Annotated in this window: 13 protein-coding genes and 1 pseudogene; 9 read left to right on the top strand and 5 right to left on the bottom strand. The window is 70.6% G+C overall.

The features are described from left to right. Positions 1 to 280: 280 nt before the first annotated feature. Positions 281 to 2,053, top strand: coding sequence for an acetyl/propionyl/methylcrotonyl-CoA carboxylase subunit alpha (locus QF027_RS30735; RefSeq protein ID WP_307078357.1), 1,773 nt, complete (start codon positions 281 to 283; stop codon positions 2,051 to 2,053). A 608-nt stretch (positions 2,054 to 2,661) separates the two neighbouring features. Here the strand turns inward: QF027_RS30735 and QF027_RS30730 are convergent. Next, on the bottom strand, positions 2,662 to 3,624 hold the full coding sequence (locus QF027_RS30730; protein WP_306977063.1) for a DeoR/GlpR family DNA-binding transcription regulator: 963 nt from the start codon (positions 3,622 to 3,624) through the stop codon (positions 2,662 to 2,664). Positions 3,625 to 3,790: 166 nt separating this feature from the next. Beyond that, a complete protein-coding gene (locus QF027_RS30725) occupies positions 3,791 to 5,239 on the bottom strand; it encodes an NAD(P)H-quinone dehydrogenase (RefSeq protein ID WP_306977065.1) in 1,449 nt (482 codons plus the stop codon). Positions 5,240 to 5,335: 96 nt separating this feature from the next. Between QF027_RS30725 and QF027_RS30720 the strand changes: the two genes are divergently transcribed. From QF027_RS30720 to QF027_RS30710, 3 genes are all read left to right on the top strand, one after another. After that, positions 5,336 to 5,773, top strand: coding sequence for a gamma-glutamylcyclotransferase (locus QF027_RS30720; protein WP_307078355.1), 438 nt, complete (start codon positions 5,336 to 5,338; stop codon positions 5,771 to 5,773). A 113-nt stretch (positions 5,774 to 5,886) separates the two neighbouring features. Further along, positions 5,887 to 6,711 (top strand): purine-nucleoside phosphorylase, encoded by an 825-nt coding sequence (locus tag QF027_RS30715; RefSeq protein WP_306977068.1) that lies wholly within the window; start codon positions 5,887 to 5,889, stop codon positions 6,709 to 6,711. 419 nt (positions 6,712 to 7,130) lie between these two features. Then, positions 7,131 to 8,792 carry a phospho-sugar mutase gene (locus QF027_RS30710; RefSeq protein ID WP_307078353.1) on the top strand — a complete coding sequence of 554 codons (1,662 nt, stop codon included), beginning with the start codon at positions 7,131 to 7,133 and terminating at the stop codon, positions 8,790 to 8,792. A 746-nt stretch (positions 8,793 to 9,538) separates the two neighbouring features. Here the strand turns inward: QF027_RS30710 and QF027_RS30700 are convergent. Continuing rightward, positions 9,539 to 10,210 (bottom strand): PH domain-containing protein, encoded by a 672-nt coding sequence (locus QF027_RS30700; RefSeq protein WP_306977074.1) that lies wholly within the window; start codon positions 10,208 to 10,210, stop codon positions 9,539 to 9,541. Between the two features lie 110 nt (positions 10,211 to 10,320). Here QF027_RS30700 and deoC point away from each other — a divergent pair, with 110 nt between their 5' ends. The 3 genes from deoC to QF027_RS30685 are packed head-to-tail and all read left to right on the top strand — an operon-like array spanning position 10,321 to position 13,611. Further along, on the top strand, positions 10,321 to 11,280 hold the full coding sequence (deoC, locus tag QF027_RS30695) for a deoxyribose-phosphate aldolase (RefSeq protein WP_306986558.1): 960 nt from the start codon (positions 10,321 to 10,323) through the stop codon (positions 11,278 to 11,280). 5 nt (positions 11,281 to 11,285) lie between these two features. Beyond that, complete coding sequence (locus tag QF027_RS30690; protein ID WP_307078349.1) at positions 11,286 to 12,722, top strand: aldehyde dehydrogenase family protein; 1,437 nt, start codon at positions 11,286 to 11,288, stop codon at positions 12,720 to 12,722. Then, on the top strand, positions 12,715 to 13,611 hold the full coding sequence (locus QF027_RS30685; RefSeq protein ID WP_306977079.1) for an aldehyde dehydrogenase family protein: 897 nt from the start codon (positions 12,715 to 12,717) through the stop codon (positions 13,609 to 13,611). Before QF027_RS30690 ends, QF027_RS30685 begins: the two co-directional genes overlap by 8 nt. 77 nt (positions 13,612 to 13,688) lie before the next feature. Here QF027_RS30685 and QF027_RS30680 read toward each other — a convergent pair whose 3' ends face one another. After that, the gene (locus QF027_RS30680; RefSeq protein WP_307078347.1) at positions 13,689 to 14,084 is read right to left on the bottom strand and encodes a hypothetical protein; all 396 of its coding nucleotides are present in this window, start codon (positions 14,082 to 14,084) and stop codon (positions 13,689 to 13,691) included. Positions 14,085 to 14,190: 106 nt separating this feature from the next. On the opposite strand from QF027_RS30680, the gene QF027_RS30675 reads away from it, so the two are divergent. Next, entirely contained in the window at positions 14,191 to 14,850 is a 660-nt protein-coding gene (locus tag QF027_RS30675; protein WP_307082546.1) for a uridine kinase, read from the top strand. 72 nt (positions 14,851 to 14,922) lie between these two features. Further along, on the top strand, positions 14,923 to 15,249 hold the full coding sequence (locus tag QF027_RS30670) for a DUF6281 family protein (protein WP_306977083.1): 327 nt from the start codon (positions 14,923 to 14,925) through the stop codon (positions 15,247 to 15,249). Positions 15,250 to 15,411: 162 nt separating this feature from the next. Here the strand turns inward: QF027_RS30670 and QF027_RS30665 are convergent. Then, a pseudogene (locus tag QF027_RS30665) lies at positions 15,412 to 16,151 on the bottom strand (SigE family RNA polymerase sigma factor). Between the last annotated feature and the right edge of the window lie 204 nt (positions 16,152 to 16,355).

Raw genomic sequence — 16,355 nt, 5'->3', positions numbered from 1 at the left:
GGACAAGGGTTCGGCCGCAGGCAAAGATTCATTGGGCCATTCGTAGGGACTCCACAAAGAAACGGAGTGGTCCGCAGCACGCTCTCACAGAGACCTTGGCCACAGAGGAAGGCTAGGGTTTCCGGGAGGAGTCCTGCGTAACGAGGTGCGACAAGGGATTTCGCGGGTCGAGCAAGCTCCGCATCACGCTCCGTGTGGGGAAGCTCACCACAGGGGATGGGTCGAAGAGCCGTGTCGGCAGTCCCTAAACTCGGCTTGTTTCAAGGAGGGAGCCTCAATCGTGCGCAAGGTGCTCATCGCCAACCGTGGCGAAATCGCTGTCCGCGTTGCCCGGGCCTGCCGGGATGCCGGTATCGCGAGCGTGGCCGTGTACGCCGACCCGGACCGGGACGCTCTGCATGTCCGCGCCGCGGATGAGGCGTTCGCCCTGGGCGGTGACACCCCGGCCACCAGCTATCTGGACATCGGCAAGGTCCTGGGCGCCGCGCGCGAGTCGGGCGCGGACGCCATCCATCCCGGCTACGGCTTCCTCTCCGAGAACGCCGAGTTCGCGCAGGCGGTCCTGGACGCGGGCCTGATCTGGATCGGCCCGCCCCCGCAGGCCATCCGCGACCTCGGTGACAAGGTCGCCGCCCGGCACATCGCCCAGCGGGCCGGTGCCCCGCTGGTGGCCGGCACGCCGGACCCGGTCTCGGGCGCCGACGAGGTCGTGGCGTTCGCCCAGGAGCACGGCCTGCCGATCGCCATCAAGGCCGCCTTCGGCGGCGGCGGACGCGGCCTGAAGGTCGCCCGCACCCTCGAAGAGGTCCCCGAGCTCTACGACTCCGCCGTGCGCGAGGCGGTCGCCGCGTTCGGCCGCGGCGAGTGCTTCGTGGAGCGCTACCTGGACAAGCCCCGCCACGTGGAGACCCAGTGCCTGGCCGACACCCACGGCAACGTGGTCGTCGTCTCCACCCGCGACTGCTCGCTGCAGCGCCGCCACCAGAAGCTGGTCGAGGAGGCTCCCGCGCCCTTCCTGTCCGACGCTCAGGTCGCCGAGCTGTACTCGTCCTCCAAGGCCATCCTCAAGGAGGCCGGCTACGTCGGCGCCGGCACGGTGGAGTTCCTGGTCGGCATGGACGGCACGATCTCCTTCCTGGAGGTCAACACCCGCCTCCAGGTGGAGCACCCGGTCACCGAAGAGGTCGCCGGCATCGACCTGGTGCGCGAGATGTTCCGCATCGCCGACGGCGAGGAACTCGGCTACGGCGATCCCGAACTGCGCGGCCACTCCTTCGAGTTCCGCATCAACGGCGAGGACCCGGGCCGGGGCTTCCTGCCCGCGCCCGGCACCGTCACCCGCTTCGAGGCGCCGTCCGGCCCGGGTGTGCGCCTGGACGCCGGTGTCGAGTCCGGCAGCGTCATCGGCCCCGCGTGGGACTCCCTGCTGGCCAAGCTGATCGTCACCGGCGCCACCCGCGAGCAGGCCCTCCAGCGTGCCGCCCGCGCCCTGGAGGAGTTCCAGGTCGAGGGCATGGCCACCGCCATCCCCTTCCACCGCAAGGTGGTCACCGATCCGGCGTTCGCCCCGGAGCTGACCGGCTCCGGTGACCCGTTCACGGTCCACACCCGCTGGATCGAGACCGAGTTCGTCAACGACATCAAGCCCTTCGCCGCCCCCACCGAAACCGAGGCCGACGAGGACGCGGACCGCGAGACGATCGTCGTCGAGGTCGGCGGCAAGCGCCTGGAAGTCTCCCTGCCGGTCTCCCTGGGCATGTCGCTGGCCCGCACCGGCCTCGCCGCCGGGGCCAAGCCCAAGCGCCGCGCGGCCAAGAAGTCCGGGCCCGTCGCCTCAGGTGACACCCTCGCCTCCCCGATGCAGGGCACCATCGTCAAGATCGCCGTCGAGGAGGGCCAGGAGGTCCAGGAGGGCGACCTCGTCGTCGTCCTCGAAGCGATGAAGATGGAACAGCCCCTCAACGCCCACAAGGCCGGCACCATCAAGGGCCTGTCCGCGGAGGTCGGCGCGTCGATCACTTCGGGCGCGGCGATCTGCGAGATCAAGGACTGATCAGTCGTACGACATGTCGAGGCGCCCGGCGGACTGGAGCAGTCAGTCCGCCGGGCGTCTCGTCTTCCCGTCCCCTGTGACGGTGGTCTACGGGATCCGGGCCCAGCCGGTGCCGATGGGGGTCCCCCCGCTCGAGCGAAGCTGAGAGTGGGGGAGGGCCAGGACGAGGCCGCCGCAGGCGAAGGCGACGGCCACCATGACGAAGGGCAGCGCGGTCAGGCCCCCGCACCCGGAACCTGCGAGGCCGACTGAAGCCGCCGGCCAAACCGAGAACCTGCGAGGCCGAGGCCGACCGCCCAAAACCCTGCGCCCCGCGAAGCACCGGCCACCGCAAAGGCTTGCACCGGAGCCGTCCCGAGAGACCAACCCGTCGCCGGCCCCGCACCCCCGCCCGATCCCACCCGCGGCGGTCGACCCGCACGCCAAACCCTATGCACGCGAGCCGCATCCGGCTGGCGCACCCCACACCTCGTACCGGCCCCCGCCCGGAGCAGCCCCGCCGAGTTCGCCACCCCGTGCCGCACGACACCCCCGCCCCCGCGTACTGGCAACCGCGAGGCAGCCCCGCCCCTCAAGCGACCCGGCGGTATCGCGCGGGCCGAAAGGGCTCACCGGCGGCGCAGATCCGCCACCCGTGCCCGCTCCGCACCCGGAATCGGCTCACCCAGGGCCGTGGCCGTGCGAAGAGCGGGACCCGGTGAGGAGACCTGGCCGCGGCGGGGGCCTGGCAGGGGCACGTCCCGGCGCTGTTGCTGCCGCGCCGGGACCTGGTCACCCCCCGGTGCTCCCGACGCGCCGGCCACGGCGATCTGCACCCCCTGGTCGGCGAGCGCCTGGAGTTCCGTGGCGGCCCGGTCGTCGTGGGCCGGGGGCTCGTCGGTGACAAGCCGGGTGATCAGGTCCGTCGGCACGGTCTGGAACATCGTGTCCGTACCGAGCTTGGTGTGGTCGGCGAGGACCACGACCTCCGCGGCGGCCTGCACCAGCGCCCGGTCCACGGACGCCGACAGCATGTTGGACGTGGAAAGACCGCGCTCGGCGGTGAGCCCGCTCCCGGAGAGGAAGGCCCGCGAGACCCTGAGCCCCTGGAGCGACTGTTCCGCGCCCGAACCCACCAGTGCGTAGTTGGAACCGCGCAGGGTGCCGCCGGTCATCACGACCTCCACCCGGTTGGCATGGGCGAGCGCCTGGGCCACCAGAAGGGAATTGGTCACGACGGTCAACCCGGGAACCCGGGCGAGCCGGCGCGCCAGCTCCTGGGTGGTGGTACCCGCCCCCACCACAATGGCCTCGCCTTCTTCTACGAGCCCCGCGGCGAGATCGGCGATGGCCGTCTTCTCGGCGGTCGCGAGATGCGATTTCTGCGGAAAGCCGGACTCTCGCGTGAACCCGCCCGGCAATACCGCACCGCCATGTCGGCGGTCGAGGAGTCCTTCTGCCTCCAGTGCGCGCACGTCCCGCCGTACGGTCACTTCGGAGGTCTGGACGACGCGGGCGAGCTCACGGAGCGATACAGCCCCGTTGGCTCGCACCATTTCGAGGATCAATTGGCGACGTTCTGCAGCGAACACGAAACTGACAGTAACGCGGGCGACCGTCTGCTTTCAGCTGTTTGCGCCGAATAGCAGAAGATGTTCGCACAGCTGGGCGGGAAGTGGTATAGGGCCTAATCCCCCCGCCTATGCCGCACGAATGGTCGACAACTCCCCGTGACCAGGCAGGAATCGCTTTCGGCCGTCAGGCTCCCCCGGTCTCCTTGCGCGTGTGCAACTGCCGTGCCACCTCGGCGATCGACCCCGAAAGGGAGGGGTAAACGGTGAAAGCGTTCGCGATCTGTTCGACCGTCAGATTGTTGTCGACCGCGATCGAGATGGGATGGATCAGTTCCGAGGCGCGGGGCGCGACGACGACACCGCCGACGACGATCCCGGTTCCCGGCCGGCAGAAGATCTTGACGAAGCCGTCGCGGATGCCCTGCATCTTCGCGCGCGGGTTGCGCAGCAGCGGGAGCTTCACGGACCGGGCGTCGATCTTGCCGCCGTCCACATCCGCCTGCGAGTAGCCGACGGTGGCGATCTCCGGGTCGGTGAAGACGTTCGACGAGACCGTCTTCAGGTTCAGCGGGGCCACCGCGTCACCGAGGAAGTGGTACATGGCGATCCGCCCCTGCATGGCGGCCACGGACGCCAGCGCGAACACGCCGGTCACGTCACCGGCGGCGTACACACCGGGAGCCGAGGTCCTGGACACCTTGTCGGTCCAGATGTGCCCGGACTCGCGCAGCCTGACGCCCGCTTCCTCCAGCCCCATCCCGGCGCTGTTCGGAATGGCACCCACGGCCATCAGACAGTGCGACCCGCTGATGACCCGCCCGTCCGCCAGCGTGACCTCGACCCGGTCCCCGACCCGCTTGGCGGACTGGGCACGGGTACGCCCCATGACGTTCATGCCGCGCCGCCGGAAGACGTCCTCGAGGACCGCGGCCGCGTCCGGGTCCTCCCCGGGCAGCACCCGATCCCGCGAGGACACCAGCGTCACCTTGGAGCCGAGCGCCTGATAGGCGCCGGCGAACTCGGCACCGGTGACACCGGAACCGACGACGATGAGCTCTTCCGGCAGCTCGGTGAGGTCGTAGACCTGGGTCCAGTTGAGGATGCGCTCGCCGTCGGGCTGGGCGTCGGGCAGCTCACGGGGATGCCCACCGGTGGCGATGAGCACGGCGTCGGCGACGAGCGTCTCCTCGCTCCCGTCGGCGGCCCGCACCACGACCTTCCGCGACCCGTCGAGGGCCTGCATGCCCTCGAGGCGCCCGCGCCCGCGCAGCACCCGGGCACCGGCACGCGTCACGGAGGCGGTGATGTCGTGCGACTGGGCGAGGGCGAGCCGCTTCACACGCCGGTTGACCTTCCCCAGGTCGACGCCCACCACCCGGGCGGCCTGTTCGAGTGGTGGGGTGTCGTCGGCGACGATGATCCCCAGTTCCTCGTACGACGAATCGAAGGTCGTCATGACCTCGGCCGTAGCGATAAGGGTCTTCGACGGCACGCAGTCGGTCAGCACCGACGCTCCGCCCAGACCGTCGCAGTCGACGACGGTCACCTCCGCGCCGAGTTGGGCGGCCACCAGGGCCGCCTCGTATCCGCCGGGTCCGCCACCGATGATCACGATCCGAGTCACGTACTCCATTGTCCCGCACGCCCCGAGGTGCCACGGCCCGGGGGCCGCCCCGAGATGCCACTGTTACGGGAGAGACGCCGGGGAAGGCTGCCGTACCCTCGACCCATGTCGCTCTACGCCGCCTACGCCGGCAACCTCGACGCGCGGCTGATGACCCGCCGCGCCCCGCACTCGCCGATGCGCGCCACGGGGTGGCTCAACGGGTGGCGGCTGACCTTCGGGGGCGAGCACATGGGCTGGGAGGGCGCACTCGCGACGATCGTCGAGGACCCCCTCTCCCAGGTGTTCGTGGCGCTCTACGAGATCGCGCCCGCCGACGACGAGTCGATGGACCGCTGGGAGGGCGTGGGCCTGGACATATACCGCCGCACCCGCATCCGCGTCCACACGCTGGAGGGCCAGGAGCAGGCCTGGACGTACGTCCTGAACGGCTACGAGGGCGGCCTGCCCTCCGCCCGCTATCTGGGCGAGGTGGCCGACGCGGCGGAATCGGCGGGCGCACCCCACGACTACGTCATGGAACTCCGCAAGCGCCCCTGCTGAATCACACAGGTCACCGGCGTCACACCATTGGTTGGAAACGACAAGACAACGATCGCCATCCCGTCAGCTCTGTCATCTACGCGCGTAGGCCCGGACCGGCTACCCTCATCCGCGTGAACGCATCTCTTCTTCCGGACGACATCCAGGGCGACCCGCATGGCGCCGCTGACGCCGCCGCCGCGCGCCTGCGCGAACTGACCGGCGCCGAGACCCACGACGTCGCCCTCGTGATGGGCTCCGGCTGGGCACCGGCGGTGGACGCCCTCGGTGCCCCCGACGCCGAGCTCCAGGTCACCGAGCTGCCCGGTTTCCCGCCACCGGCGGTGGAGGGGCACGGCGGCACGATCCGCTCGTACAAGATCGGCGAGAAGCGGGCCCTGGTCTTCCTGGGCCGCACGCACTACTACGAGGGCCGCGGTGTCGCCGCCGTCGCCCACGGGGTCCGCACCGCCGTGGCCGCCGGCTGCAAGACCATCGTCCTCACCAACGGCTGCGGCGGCCTCCGCGAGGGCATGCGCCCCGGCCAGCCGGTCCTGATCAGCGACCACATCAACCTCACGGCGACGTCCCCGATCATCGGCGCGAACTTCGTGGACCTCACGGACCTCTACTCGCCCCGCCTGCGTGCCCTGTGCAAGGAGATCGACCCGAGCCTGGAGGAGGGCGTCTACGCCCAGTTCCCCGGCCCGCACTACGAGACCCCGGCCGAGATCCGCATGGCCCGCGTCATCGGCGCGGACCTGGTGGGCATGTCGACGGTCCTCGAAGCGATCGCCGCGCGCGAGGCGGGGGCGGAGATCCTGGGTATCTCGCTGGTGACGAACCTCGCCGCGGGCATGACGGGTGAGCCGCTGAACCACGAGGAGGTTCTCCAGGCGGGCCGTGACAGCGCGACCCGGATGGGCTCGCTGCTGGCACAGGTGCTCGGGCGGATCTAAGGATTGCCCATGGAGGTGCCGGGTGCTTTCGTATGGCGGGTGCGGGCCCGTTGTGGCTGGTCGCGCAGTTCCCCGCGCCCCTGGGGAGTTGCAGTCACCCGCACCACGACGGACCGTTCGCCGCACCGCGCGCCACGACGGGCCGGTAGCCGCGTACGGCGGCAAGGGGACGGGGTGGGGGGTGTCCGCCCGCAGCGGCCGGCGTCCGTCATCCAGTACTGCTCAATGGACCGAGCCGCCGGACCGAGGACGGACACCCCCCACCCCGGCCCCGACCCACAACACACCGCACGCGCTACACAAGCCCCCACCGAAGCCGCAACGGGCCGCCGCAGGCATCCAGGGGCGCGGGGAACTGCGCACAACGCCCGCCCCCACCGGACCCGCACACAACGACACAACGAGAGGCTGACGCAACCGTGCACGACGATCTCATCGCCCGGGCCAGGACCTGGCTCGCCGAGGACCCCGACCCGGACACCCGCGACGAGCTCGCCAAGCTCCTCGAAGCCGGTGACGTCACCGAGCTCACCGCACGCTTCAGCGGCACCCTCCAGTTCGGCACCGCCGGCCTGCGCGGCGAAATCGGTGCAGGGCCGATGCGCATGAACCGCACGGTCGTCATCCGAGCCGCCGCCGGCCTCGCCGCGTACCTCAAGAAGCACGGCAGTACCGACGGCCTCGTGGTCATCGGCTACGACGCCCGCCACAAGTCCGCCGACTTCGCGCGGGACACGGCAGCCGTGATGACCGGCGCAGGCCTGAAGGCCGCCGTCCTCCCCCGCCCCCTCCCCACCCCCGTCCTGGCCTTCGCCATACGGCACCTCGGCGCGGTGGCAGGCGTGGAGGTCACCGCCAGCCACAACCCGCCCCGCGACAACGGCTACAAGGTCTACCTCGGCGACGGCTCCCAGATCGTCCCGCCCGCCGACGCGGACATCGCCGCCGAGATCGCAGCGATCGCGAGCCTGAACGACGTCCCCCGCCCGGACACCGGCTGGCAGACCCTCGACGACGCCGTCCTGAACGCCTATCTGGCCCGCACGGACGCCGTACTCGCCGAGAACTCCCCCCGCACCGCCCGCACCGTCTACACCGCGATGCACGGCGTGGGCAAGGACACTCTGCTCGCCGCCTTCGAGCGTGCCGGCTTCCCCGCCCCGGAACTCGTCGCCGAGCAGGCCGACCCCGACCCCGACTTCCCGACCGTCGCCTTCCCCAACCCGGAAGAGCCCGGCGCGATGGACCTGGCCTTCGCGAAGGCCCGCGAGACGAACCCCGACCTGATCATCGCGAACGACCCCGACGCGGACCGCTGCGCGGTCGCCGTCAAGCGGGACGACACCTGGCGCATGCTCCGCGGCGACGAGGTGGGCGCCCTCCTCGCCGCCCACCTCGTGACCCGCGGAGCGCACGGCACCTTCGCGGAGTCGATCGTCTCCTCCTCCCTCCTCGGCAGGATCGCCGAGAAGGCGGGCCTTCCCTACGAGGAGACCCTCACCGGCTTCAAGTGGATCGCCCGGGTGCAGGGCCTGCGCTACGGCTACGAAGAGGCCCTCGGCTACTGCGTGGACCCCGAGGGCGTACGGGACAAGGACGGCATCACCGCGGCCCTGCTCATCACGGAGCTCGCCTCCGAACTGAAGGAACAGAACCGCACGCTCCTCGACCTCCTCGACGACCTCGCCGTGGACCACGGCCTGCACGCCACGGACCAGCTCGCGGTCCGCGTGAAGGACCTGTCGGTCATCGCCCGAGCGATGGAGCAGCTGCGCGAGCACCCGCCGACCGAGCTCGCTGGCCTGGCCATCACCAAGGCTGAGGACCTGACGCGGGGCACGGACCGTCTCCCGCCCACCGACGGCCTGCGCTACACGCTGGACGGCGCCCGGGTCGTCGTCCGCCCGAGCGGCACCGAACCGAAGCTGAAGTGCTACCTGGAAGTGGTCGTCCCCATCGCCACACACGCCGATCTCCCCACGGCCCACGCCCGGGCGACCGACCTCCTGACCGCCATCAAGCGGGACCTGTCGGCGGCGGCCGGCATGTCAACTACCCGGGAGTCAAATACCCGGGACTAAAGTCCCGGGCTTGCACAACGGGCATCACTGGCTGTGATGCTGCGTCTGCGTCCAGCCCGCCCCGGGATGTCCGGGGTGGGGCGGGGGCCGTTGACTGGGCCCCGCGTCGCCACACCTTCCACGCGCGGGCGCGGATGTTGCGGGAGCCTCCCCCACTCTCGGCTTCGCTCGAGCGGGAGGTGCCCCCATCGGTCTGCGTGATCAACGAATCCGCAGTTCCGGCATGCGAGGAAGGCCTGGGAGACCCGGTTCGCCCGGTCGATGTGCCCGCATTCGGCGCAGGTGCGCGAGGTCCCGTCGGCCGCAGCTGACAGCCGAACCTGCCGACAGCACCCGGCACCTGCCCCCGCCGGCAGCAACCCGCACCCAAACCGATGGGCGGCCCCCGTCTGGGCCACCCCTCACCCGTTCAGCCCACCCGCACCACCCCACGGCATCCCATCGGGTGATTCATCCAGGACTGTTGCTCCAGGCTCCCCGCCCACCCCCGGGCAACGGTGGACGCACCGGTGACGGTCACGCTGCCGGCGTCGGTGGCCTGTGGCCCTGTCGGCCCGGGACCGCACGTCCTGACCAGCGGCGGCGTCTACGTCCCCCGAGCCCGCTACCTGCTGCCGGCCTTCCCGCTCCTGCTTCCGATCGCCGTACGTCTGACGGGGGCGCCTCACCGCTGCCGCACGCTCATCTTGATGACGGCAGTCCCGGGTTCGGCAGACGCCACGACAACACGTGGCCCCCCAAACGCGTCACCCGAGGGCCACCAGGATCGTCAGAAGCACCGCCCCGGCCACCGCCGGACCGACGATCTCGTACGCCCACCGCACGGTCACCTCGCCCTGGGAGGTCTGTGCCTTCCCGCGGGCCTCCAGCATCTCGCGCAGTTCGTCGATGATCTTGTCGGTCTCGGCCCGGGTGGGCCCCTCCGGGACGGGCGTACGACCGCCGAAACCGTCCGGCTGCATTCCGCCGCCGAACAGACCGAGGCCCCTGGTGGAACCGCGTCCCGACGACTGCCGGGCGCTCTGCTGGGCCGTCTGCCGTGCCGCCTTCTTGCGGCCGCGCAGGGAGACCGGGATCGCCCACAGCTGGTACTTCGCGCCGGACTTGACGAGCACCTCGTTCGAGTAGCCGGAGCGCAGCATCTCGACCTCGCCCCACGGCACGACGATCACGCGGAAGGGATTGCGGATGCGCAGGCGGTCGTGGTTCGCGAAGACGGCCGGGCGCAGCGTGAAGGCGACGACCAGCGGGACGACGAGGATCAGGGTGGCGAGAGCCAGCCAGGGGGTGCGGCCGGTGCCGGAGACGACGGCGTCGATGCCGAGCCAGCCGATGATGACGAGGACGAGGGAGCCGCCGATCAGCGCCATGGGTGAGCGGTAGATGCGGTCCCTGGACTCGGGGGGTGCGGTCGTCATGAGGCCGATCCTAAGCGCGGCCCGGGTGGGTGTCGGTGTGCGGGTGCCATCAGAACCCGCACACCGGGGTGTACAGCCGCTACGCGCGTAGATATGCTCGTCTGGTGACCATGCCCACCACTGCATCAGCCGCACACCCGCTCACGGACGTGACCGCGTCCGACAGCACGCTGCGCCGGTTCCTTCACGGGCTGCCCGGCGTGGACGCGGTCGGCCTGGAGGCGCGTGCCGCCTCGCTCGGTACCCGTTCCATCAAGACGACCGCCAAGGCGTACGCCATCGACCTCGCCATCTCGATGGTCGACCTGACGACGCTGGAAGGCGCGGACACCCCGGGCAAGGTCCGGGCGCTCGGCGCCAAGGCGGCCCGCCCCGATCCGACCGACCGGACGACCCCCGCCACGGCCGCGGTCTGTGTCTATCCCGACATGGTGCCCGTGGCGAAGGAAGCCGTGGCCGGTTCCGGCGTGAAGGTCGCCTCCGTGGCCACCGCGTTCCCGGCCGGCCGCGCCGCCCTCGACGTGAAGCTGGCCGACGTGCGCGACGCGGTGGCCGCGGGCGCCGACGAGGTCGACATGGTCATCGACCGCGGGGCGTTTCTCTCCGGCAGGTACATGAAGGTGTACGACGAGATCGTCGCCGTGCGCGAGGTCTGCGGTACGGCCGCCCGGCTCAAGGTCATCTTCGAGACGGGCGAACTGTCGACGTACGACAACATCCGCCGCGCGAGCTGGCTCGGCATGCTGGCCGGCGCGGACTTCATCAAGACGTCCACCGGCAAGGTCGCGGTGAACGCCACCCCGGCGAACACTCTTCTGATGCTGGAGGCGGTGCGTGACTTCCGTGCGCAGACCGGCATCCAGGTGGGCGTGAAGCCGGCCGGCGGCATCAGGACGTCCAAGGACGCCATCAAGTTTCTCGTGGTGGTCAACGAGACCGCGGGCGAGGACTGGCTGGACAACCACTGGTTCCGCTTCGGCGCCTCCTCGCTCCTGAACGACCTGCTGATGCAGCGTCAGAAGCTGGCCACCGGCCGCTACTCCGGCCCCGACTACGTGACGGTGGACTGATCACCATGGCATCGGCATTCGATTACGCACCCGCACCCGAGTCCCGCTCGGTCGTCGACATCGCGCCGTCCTACGGCCTGTTCATCGACGGCGAGTTCGTGGACGCGGCCGACGGCAAGGTCTTCAAGACCGTCTCGCCGTCCACCGAGGAGGTCCTCTCCGAGGTCGCCCAGGCCGGTTCCGAGGACGTGGACCGCGCGGTGAAGGCCGCCCGCAAGGCCTTCGAGAAGTGGTCGGCGCTGCCCGGCCCCGAGCGCGCCAAGTACCTGTTCCGCATCGCCCGGATCATCCAGGAGCGCAGCCGCGAGCTCGCCGTCCTGGAGACGCTGGACAACGGCAAGCCCATCAAGGAGACCCGCGACGCCGACCTCCCCCTGGTCGCCGCGCACTTCTTCTACTACGCGGGCTGGGCCGACAAGCTGGAGCACGCCGGGTTCGGTGCCTCCCCGAAGCCCCTCGGCGTGGCCGGCCAGGTCATCCCGTGGAACTTCCCGCTCCTGATGCTGGCGTGGAAGATCGCCCCGGCGCTGGCGACCGGCAACACCGTCGTCCTGAAGCCTGCGGAGACGACCCCCCTGTCGGCGCTGTTCTTCGCGGACATCTGCCGTCAGGCCGGCCTGCCCAGGGGTGTCGTCAACATCCTTCCGGGCTACGGCGACACGGGCGCCGCGCTCGTCGCGCACCCGGACGTCGACAAGGTGGCCTTCACCGGCTCCACCGCCGTGGGCAAGGAGATCGCGCGGACCGTCGCGGGCACCCGCAAGAAGGTCACGCTCGAACTGGGCGGCAAGGGCGCCAACATCGTCTTCGACGACGCCCCGATCGACCAGGCGGTGGAGGGGATCGTCAACGGCATCTTCTTCAACCAGGGCCAGGTCTGCTGCGCGGGCTCCCGCCTTCTCGTCCAGGAGTCGATCCAGGACGAGCTGCTGGACTCCCTCAAGCGCCGCCTGTCCACCCTCCGCCTCGGCGACCCGCTCGACAAGAACACCGACATCGGCGCGATCAACTCCGCCGAGCAGCTGTCGCGGATCACCTCGCTCGTCGAGAAGGGCGCGGCCGAGGGTGCCGAGCCCTGGTCCCCGGAGTGCGAACTCCCCTCCTCCGGCTACTGGTTCGCCCCGACGCTCTTCACGAACGTCACCCAGGCGCACACCATCGCCCGCGACGAGATCTTCGGCCCGGTGCTGTCGGTCCTCACCTTCCGCACCCCGGACGAGGCCGTCGCCAAGGCCAACAACACCCAGTACGGCCTCTCGGCAGGCATCTGGACGGAGAAGGGATCGCGGATCCTGGCGGTGGCGAACAAACTCCGGGCCGGGGTCGTCTGGTCCAACACGTTCAACAAGTTCGACCCGACGTCGCCGTTCGGCGGCTACAAGGAGTCGGGCTTCGGCCGCGAGGGCGGTCGCCACGGCCTGGAGGCGTACCTCGATGTCTGAGCGCAATGACCGTTTGAGCGTCTTCAAGACCTACAAGCTCTACGTCGGGGGCAAGTTCCCCCGCTCCGAAAGCGGCCGGGTGTACGAAGTGACCGACTCCAAGGGCAGGTGGCTGGCGAACGCGCCGCAGTCGAGCCGCAAGGACGCCCGTGACGCGGTCGTGGCCGCGCGCAAGGCGTTCGGCGGCTGGTCCGGCGCGACGGCGTACAACCGCGGCCAGGTCCTCTACCGCGTCGCGGAGATGCTGGAGGGCCGCAAGGCGCAGTTCGTCCACGAGGTGGCCGACGCCGAAGGTCTGTCCAAGTCCAGGGCGGCCGAGCAGGTCGAGGCGACGATCGACCGCTGGGTCTGGTACGCGGGCTGGACCGACAAGATCGCCCAGGTGGTGGGCGGCGGCAACCCGGTGGCGGGCCCGTACTTCAACCTGTCCTCCCCCGAGCCGACGGGCGTGGTGGCCGTCCTGGCCCCGCAGGAGTCGTCGTTCCTGGGCCTGGTCTCGGTGGTGGCTCCGGTGATCGCCACGGGCAACACGGCGATCGTGGTGGCGAGCGAGAAGTCCCCGCTCCCGGCGCTGTCCCTGGGCGAGGTGCTGGCCACCTCCGACGTCCCCGGAGGCGTCGTCAACGTCCTCTCGGGCCGCACCGCGGAGATCGCGACTCCCCTGGCGTCCCACCAGGACGTCAACGCGATCGACCTGGCGGGCGCGGACGAGGTTCTCGCGAAGGAGCTGGAGATCGCGGCCGCGGACAACCTGAAGCGCGTCCTGCGTCCACAGCCTGTGGACAACTGGTCGGCGACTCCGGGCATCGACCGCCTGACGGCCTTCCTGGAGACGAAGACGGTCTGGCACCCGACGGGTTCCCTGGGGGCGTCGGGCTCGTCGTACTGACAACGGGCCGCGATACCGGAGAGCCGCGCCTCCCCTCCGTCCGGGGGGGACGCGGTTCTCCTGCCGTCGTACCGGGATCAGTTGTTCGGCAAGCCCGCCACCTGCCCCACCACCGGCATGCTCCCGATCGACTGCGCCTGCGCAACGGGCCCCCAAAGCGCCCGTGAAGCAATCGGCTGGGAGTCGCCGAGCTGCGTCGCCACCCCGTTGTCCAACGGGTCCACCCCGGTCCCCGCCAGCGGCTTCGGCTCGAGACCGGCGACCGGGCCGGTGACGTAGCCGACGGAGCCGGTGGGCACCTGCACCCCGGCCCGCGGGTCGATGTTGCCCAGCGAGGCCGGCCGGGCGCCCACCATGCCGGCGACCGGCTCGGTGTCCGCGGCGGCCACTTTGGCGCCTGCGCCGAGTGCGACACCCGCGGTGGCGAGGGCGATGAGCGTGCGCCCGACTGTCGGGTTCGCATGTCGTGCCATGTGTTTCCGCCACCTTTTCCGTGCACTGGGTCATCGCGTCGACACGAAGGGTGGTTGAGGTGTGACGCACGCTTCAAAGCCCGCCCGCGGGGTCGATGAACAGCAGGTGAATGCCTCACACTGGTGTCCCGTGAGTTCCCAACCGCCCATACCGACGCGAGTCGTGCTGCTCTGCGGCCCCTCCGGCTCCGGCAAGTCCCTTCTCTCGGCCCGGTCCGGTCTTCCGGTTCTCAGGCTCGACGACTTCTACAAGGAGGGCGACGACCCGACGCTGCCGCTGGTGGCGGGGAGCTCCGACATCGACTGGGACCACCCCGGGTCCTGGGACGCGGACACCGCGGTGGCGGCGATCGTGGAACTGTGCCGCACGGGCCGTACGAAGATCCCGGTCTACGACATCTCGCTGAGCGCCCGCACCGGCGAGGAGGCGGTCGACATGGGCCGGACCCCGCTGTTCATCGCGGAGGGCATCTTCGCCGCCGAGATCGTCACCCGCTGCCGGGAGCTCGGCGTGCTGGCCGACGCGCTGTGCCTGAGCCGGGGTCCGGTGCGGACGTTCCGCCGCCGGTTCCTTCGGGATCTGCGCGAGGGCCGCAAGTCGGTGCCGTTCCTGCTGCGCCGCGGCTGGCGCCTGATGCGCCTGGAGCGCTCGATCGTCGCCCGCCAGACCGCCCTCGGCGCCCACCCCTGCGACAAGGACGAGGCCCTGAGCCGCCTGACCGTCGCGGCAGCGGGGCACCGGCCGGCGGCGACTCCGGCCGCCTGAGCGGCCAGACCGAACGACTTCGGCGCCTTCTCCGTCGTAGGACCGGAAAACGGTCACCTCGGAAGGAACCCGATGACAACTGCCCTCCGGATCCTCGCGGTCGCTCTCCTCGCGGCCGTCGCCGGCTGTACGTCGGGCGGCGAGGCCGCGTCCTCGTGCGCGGGGGTGGTGACGTTCGAGAACCGGGACTATCTGCCCACGGAGAAGACCGGCTTCACCGTGGGCGAGAGGCTCGGCACCGCCACGATCGCCGAGTGCGACGACACTCCGGGCGATCCCGGGGTCACGATCGCTGAGGGGACGACCGGCGCGTACGCGGTCGACGGAGTGGATCCCGCCGAGGCGATCGCGGTGGGTGACTCGCCCGGCGAGGCGATCCTCATGGACCTCCACCGCTGAGCACACACCAAAGCGGGACCGGACGGACCCCCCGGCCCTCCGGTCCCGCTTCTTGGTGCTTCCCCGCTGTCCCCGTGGGTCCCCCGTGACCCCCGTTGATCCCCCCGGGTACCGGCCCCCCAGCCGGCACCCCTGGCCCCCCGTTCCTTGCTCCCCCCACCCTCAGGCGACGAGCTCCCCGAAGGCGTTCTCCTCGTCACGGCCGAAGCTGAGGACCTCGTCCTCGCGCAGCCGGCGGAGCGACCGCCAGATGCTGGACTTCACCGTGCCGACACTGATGTCGAGGATCTCCGCGATCTCCGGGTCGGTGCGGCCCTCGTAGTAACGGAGGACCAGCATCGTCCGCTGGAGTTCGGGCAGCCGGGCCAGCGCCTGCCACAGGACCGCGCGCAGCTCCGTGCCGCGCATCGCGTCCGTGTCGCCGGGCGTCTCCGGCAGTTCCTCGGTCGGTCGTATTCGTTCAGCTTGCGGCGGCGCCACGCGCTGATGTGCAGGTTCGTCATGGTGCGGCGGAGGTAGCCCCCGACCGCGGCCTTGTCGCTGATCCGGTCCCATGCCCTGTACGTCGAGAACAGCGCGCTCTGCAGCAGGTCCTCGGCCTCGAAGCGGTCCCCGGTCAGGTGGTACGCGGTGGCGTACAGGGAGGCGCGGCGCTCCTGGACGTAGGCGGTGAACTCCGCCTCCGACAGCGAACGACGCTCCCCCGTGTCCTCCCTGTACGACGATCCCCCGTGCGATTCCCCCGTGAAGGTGTCAACCACCGACATGTACGCGGTGTGCTGACGCCCGGTGCCGCGAGCGCACCCCCGCCCGCTCACGGCACCGGACTTCTCGGAACCCCGGGTCACGTCGTGCAGCCGCGTGACCACTGCGCTGGTGCTGATGCTGTGCAGCGTGTTCATCTCGCGCCCCCCGTCGTGGACTTCCGGTGTTCGGTCTGCTCGGGCGGTGCTGCCTTGCCCGTGCCGAGAAGCTTGCCCTCGCACCTTCATGGCCGTGTCCGCCGACTGTCACAGACCTGTCACAGGGGCCCGTCTCAGGAATTGCACAGCGGACCCACGGATGGGTGCCGTAAGGACTGCCTGTCCCCACAGGTCGTACCGCAC

The sequence above is a fragment of the Streptomyces canus genome (assembly GCF_030816965.1).
GTDB classification, from domain to species: domain Bacteria; phylum Actinomycetota; class Actinomycetes; order Streptomycetales; family Streptomycetaceae; genus Streptomyces; species Streptomyces canus_E.
This window is presented reverse-complemented; position numbering and strand designations above follow the sequence as displayed.

What these genes read in the sequence shown, in the direction of transcription:
- QF027_RS30680 (WP_307078347.1), bottom strand. Translation starts at nt 14,084, where the DNA reads ATGGCACGACATGCGAACCCGACAGTCGGGCGCACGCTCATCGCCCTC.
- QF027_RS30700 (WP_306977074.1), bottom strand. Translation starts at nt 10,210, where the DNA reads ATGACGACCGCACCCCCCGAGTCCAGGGACCGCATCTACCGCTCACCC.
- QF027_RS30685 (WP_306977079.1), top strand. Translation starts at nt 12,715, where the DNA reads ATGTCTGAGCGCAATGACCGTTTGAGCGTCTTCAAGACCTACAAGCTC.
- deoC (WP_306986558.1), top strand. Translation starts at nt 10,321, where the DNA reads ATGCCCACCACTGCATCAGCCGCACACCCGCTCACGGACGTGACCGCG.
- QF027_RS30725 (WP_306977065.1), bottom strand. Translation starts at nt 5,239, where the DNA reads ATGGAGTACGTGACTCGGATCGTGATCATCGGTGGCGGACCCGGCGGA.
- QF027_RS30720 (WP_307078355.1), top strand. Translation starts at nt 5,336, where the DNA reads ATGTCGCTCTACGCCGCCTACGCCGGCAACCTCGACGCGCGGCTGATG.
- QF027_RS30690 (WP_307078349.1), top strand. Translation starts at nt 11,286, where the DNA reads ATGGCATCGGCATTCGATTACGCACCCGCACCCGAGTCCCGCTCGGTC.
- QF027_RS30670 (WP_306977083.1), top strand. Translation starts at nt 14,923, where the DNA reads ATGACAACTGCCCTCCGGATCCTCGCGGTCGCTCTCCTCGCGGCCGTC.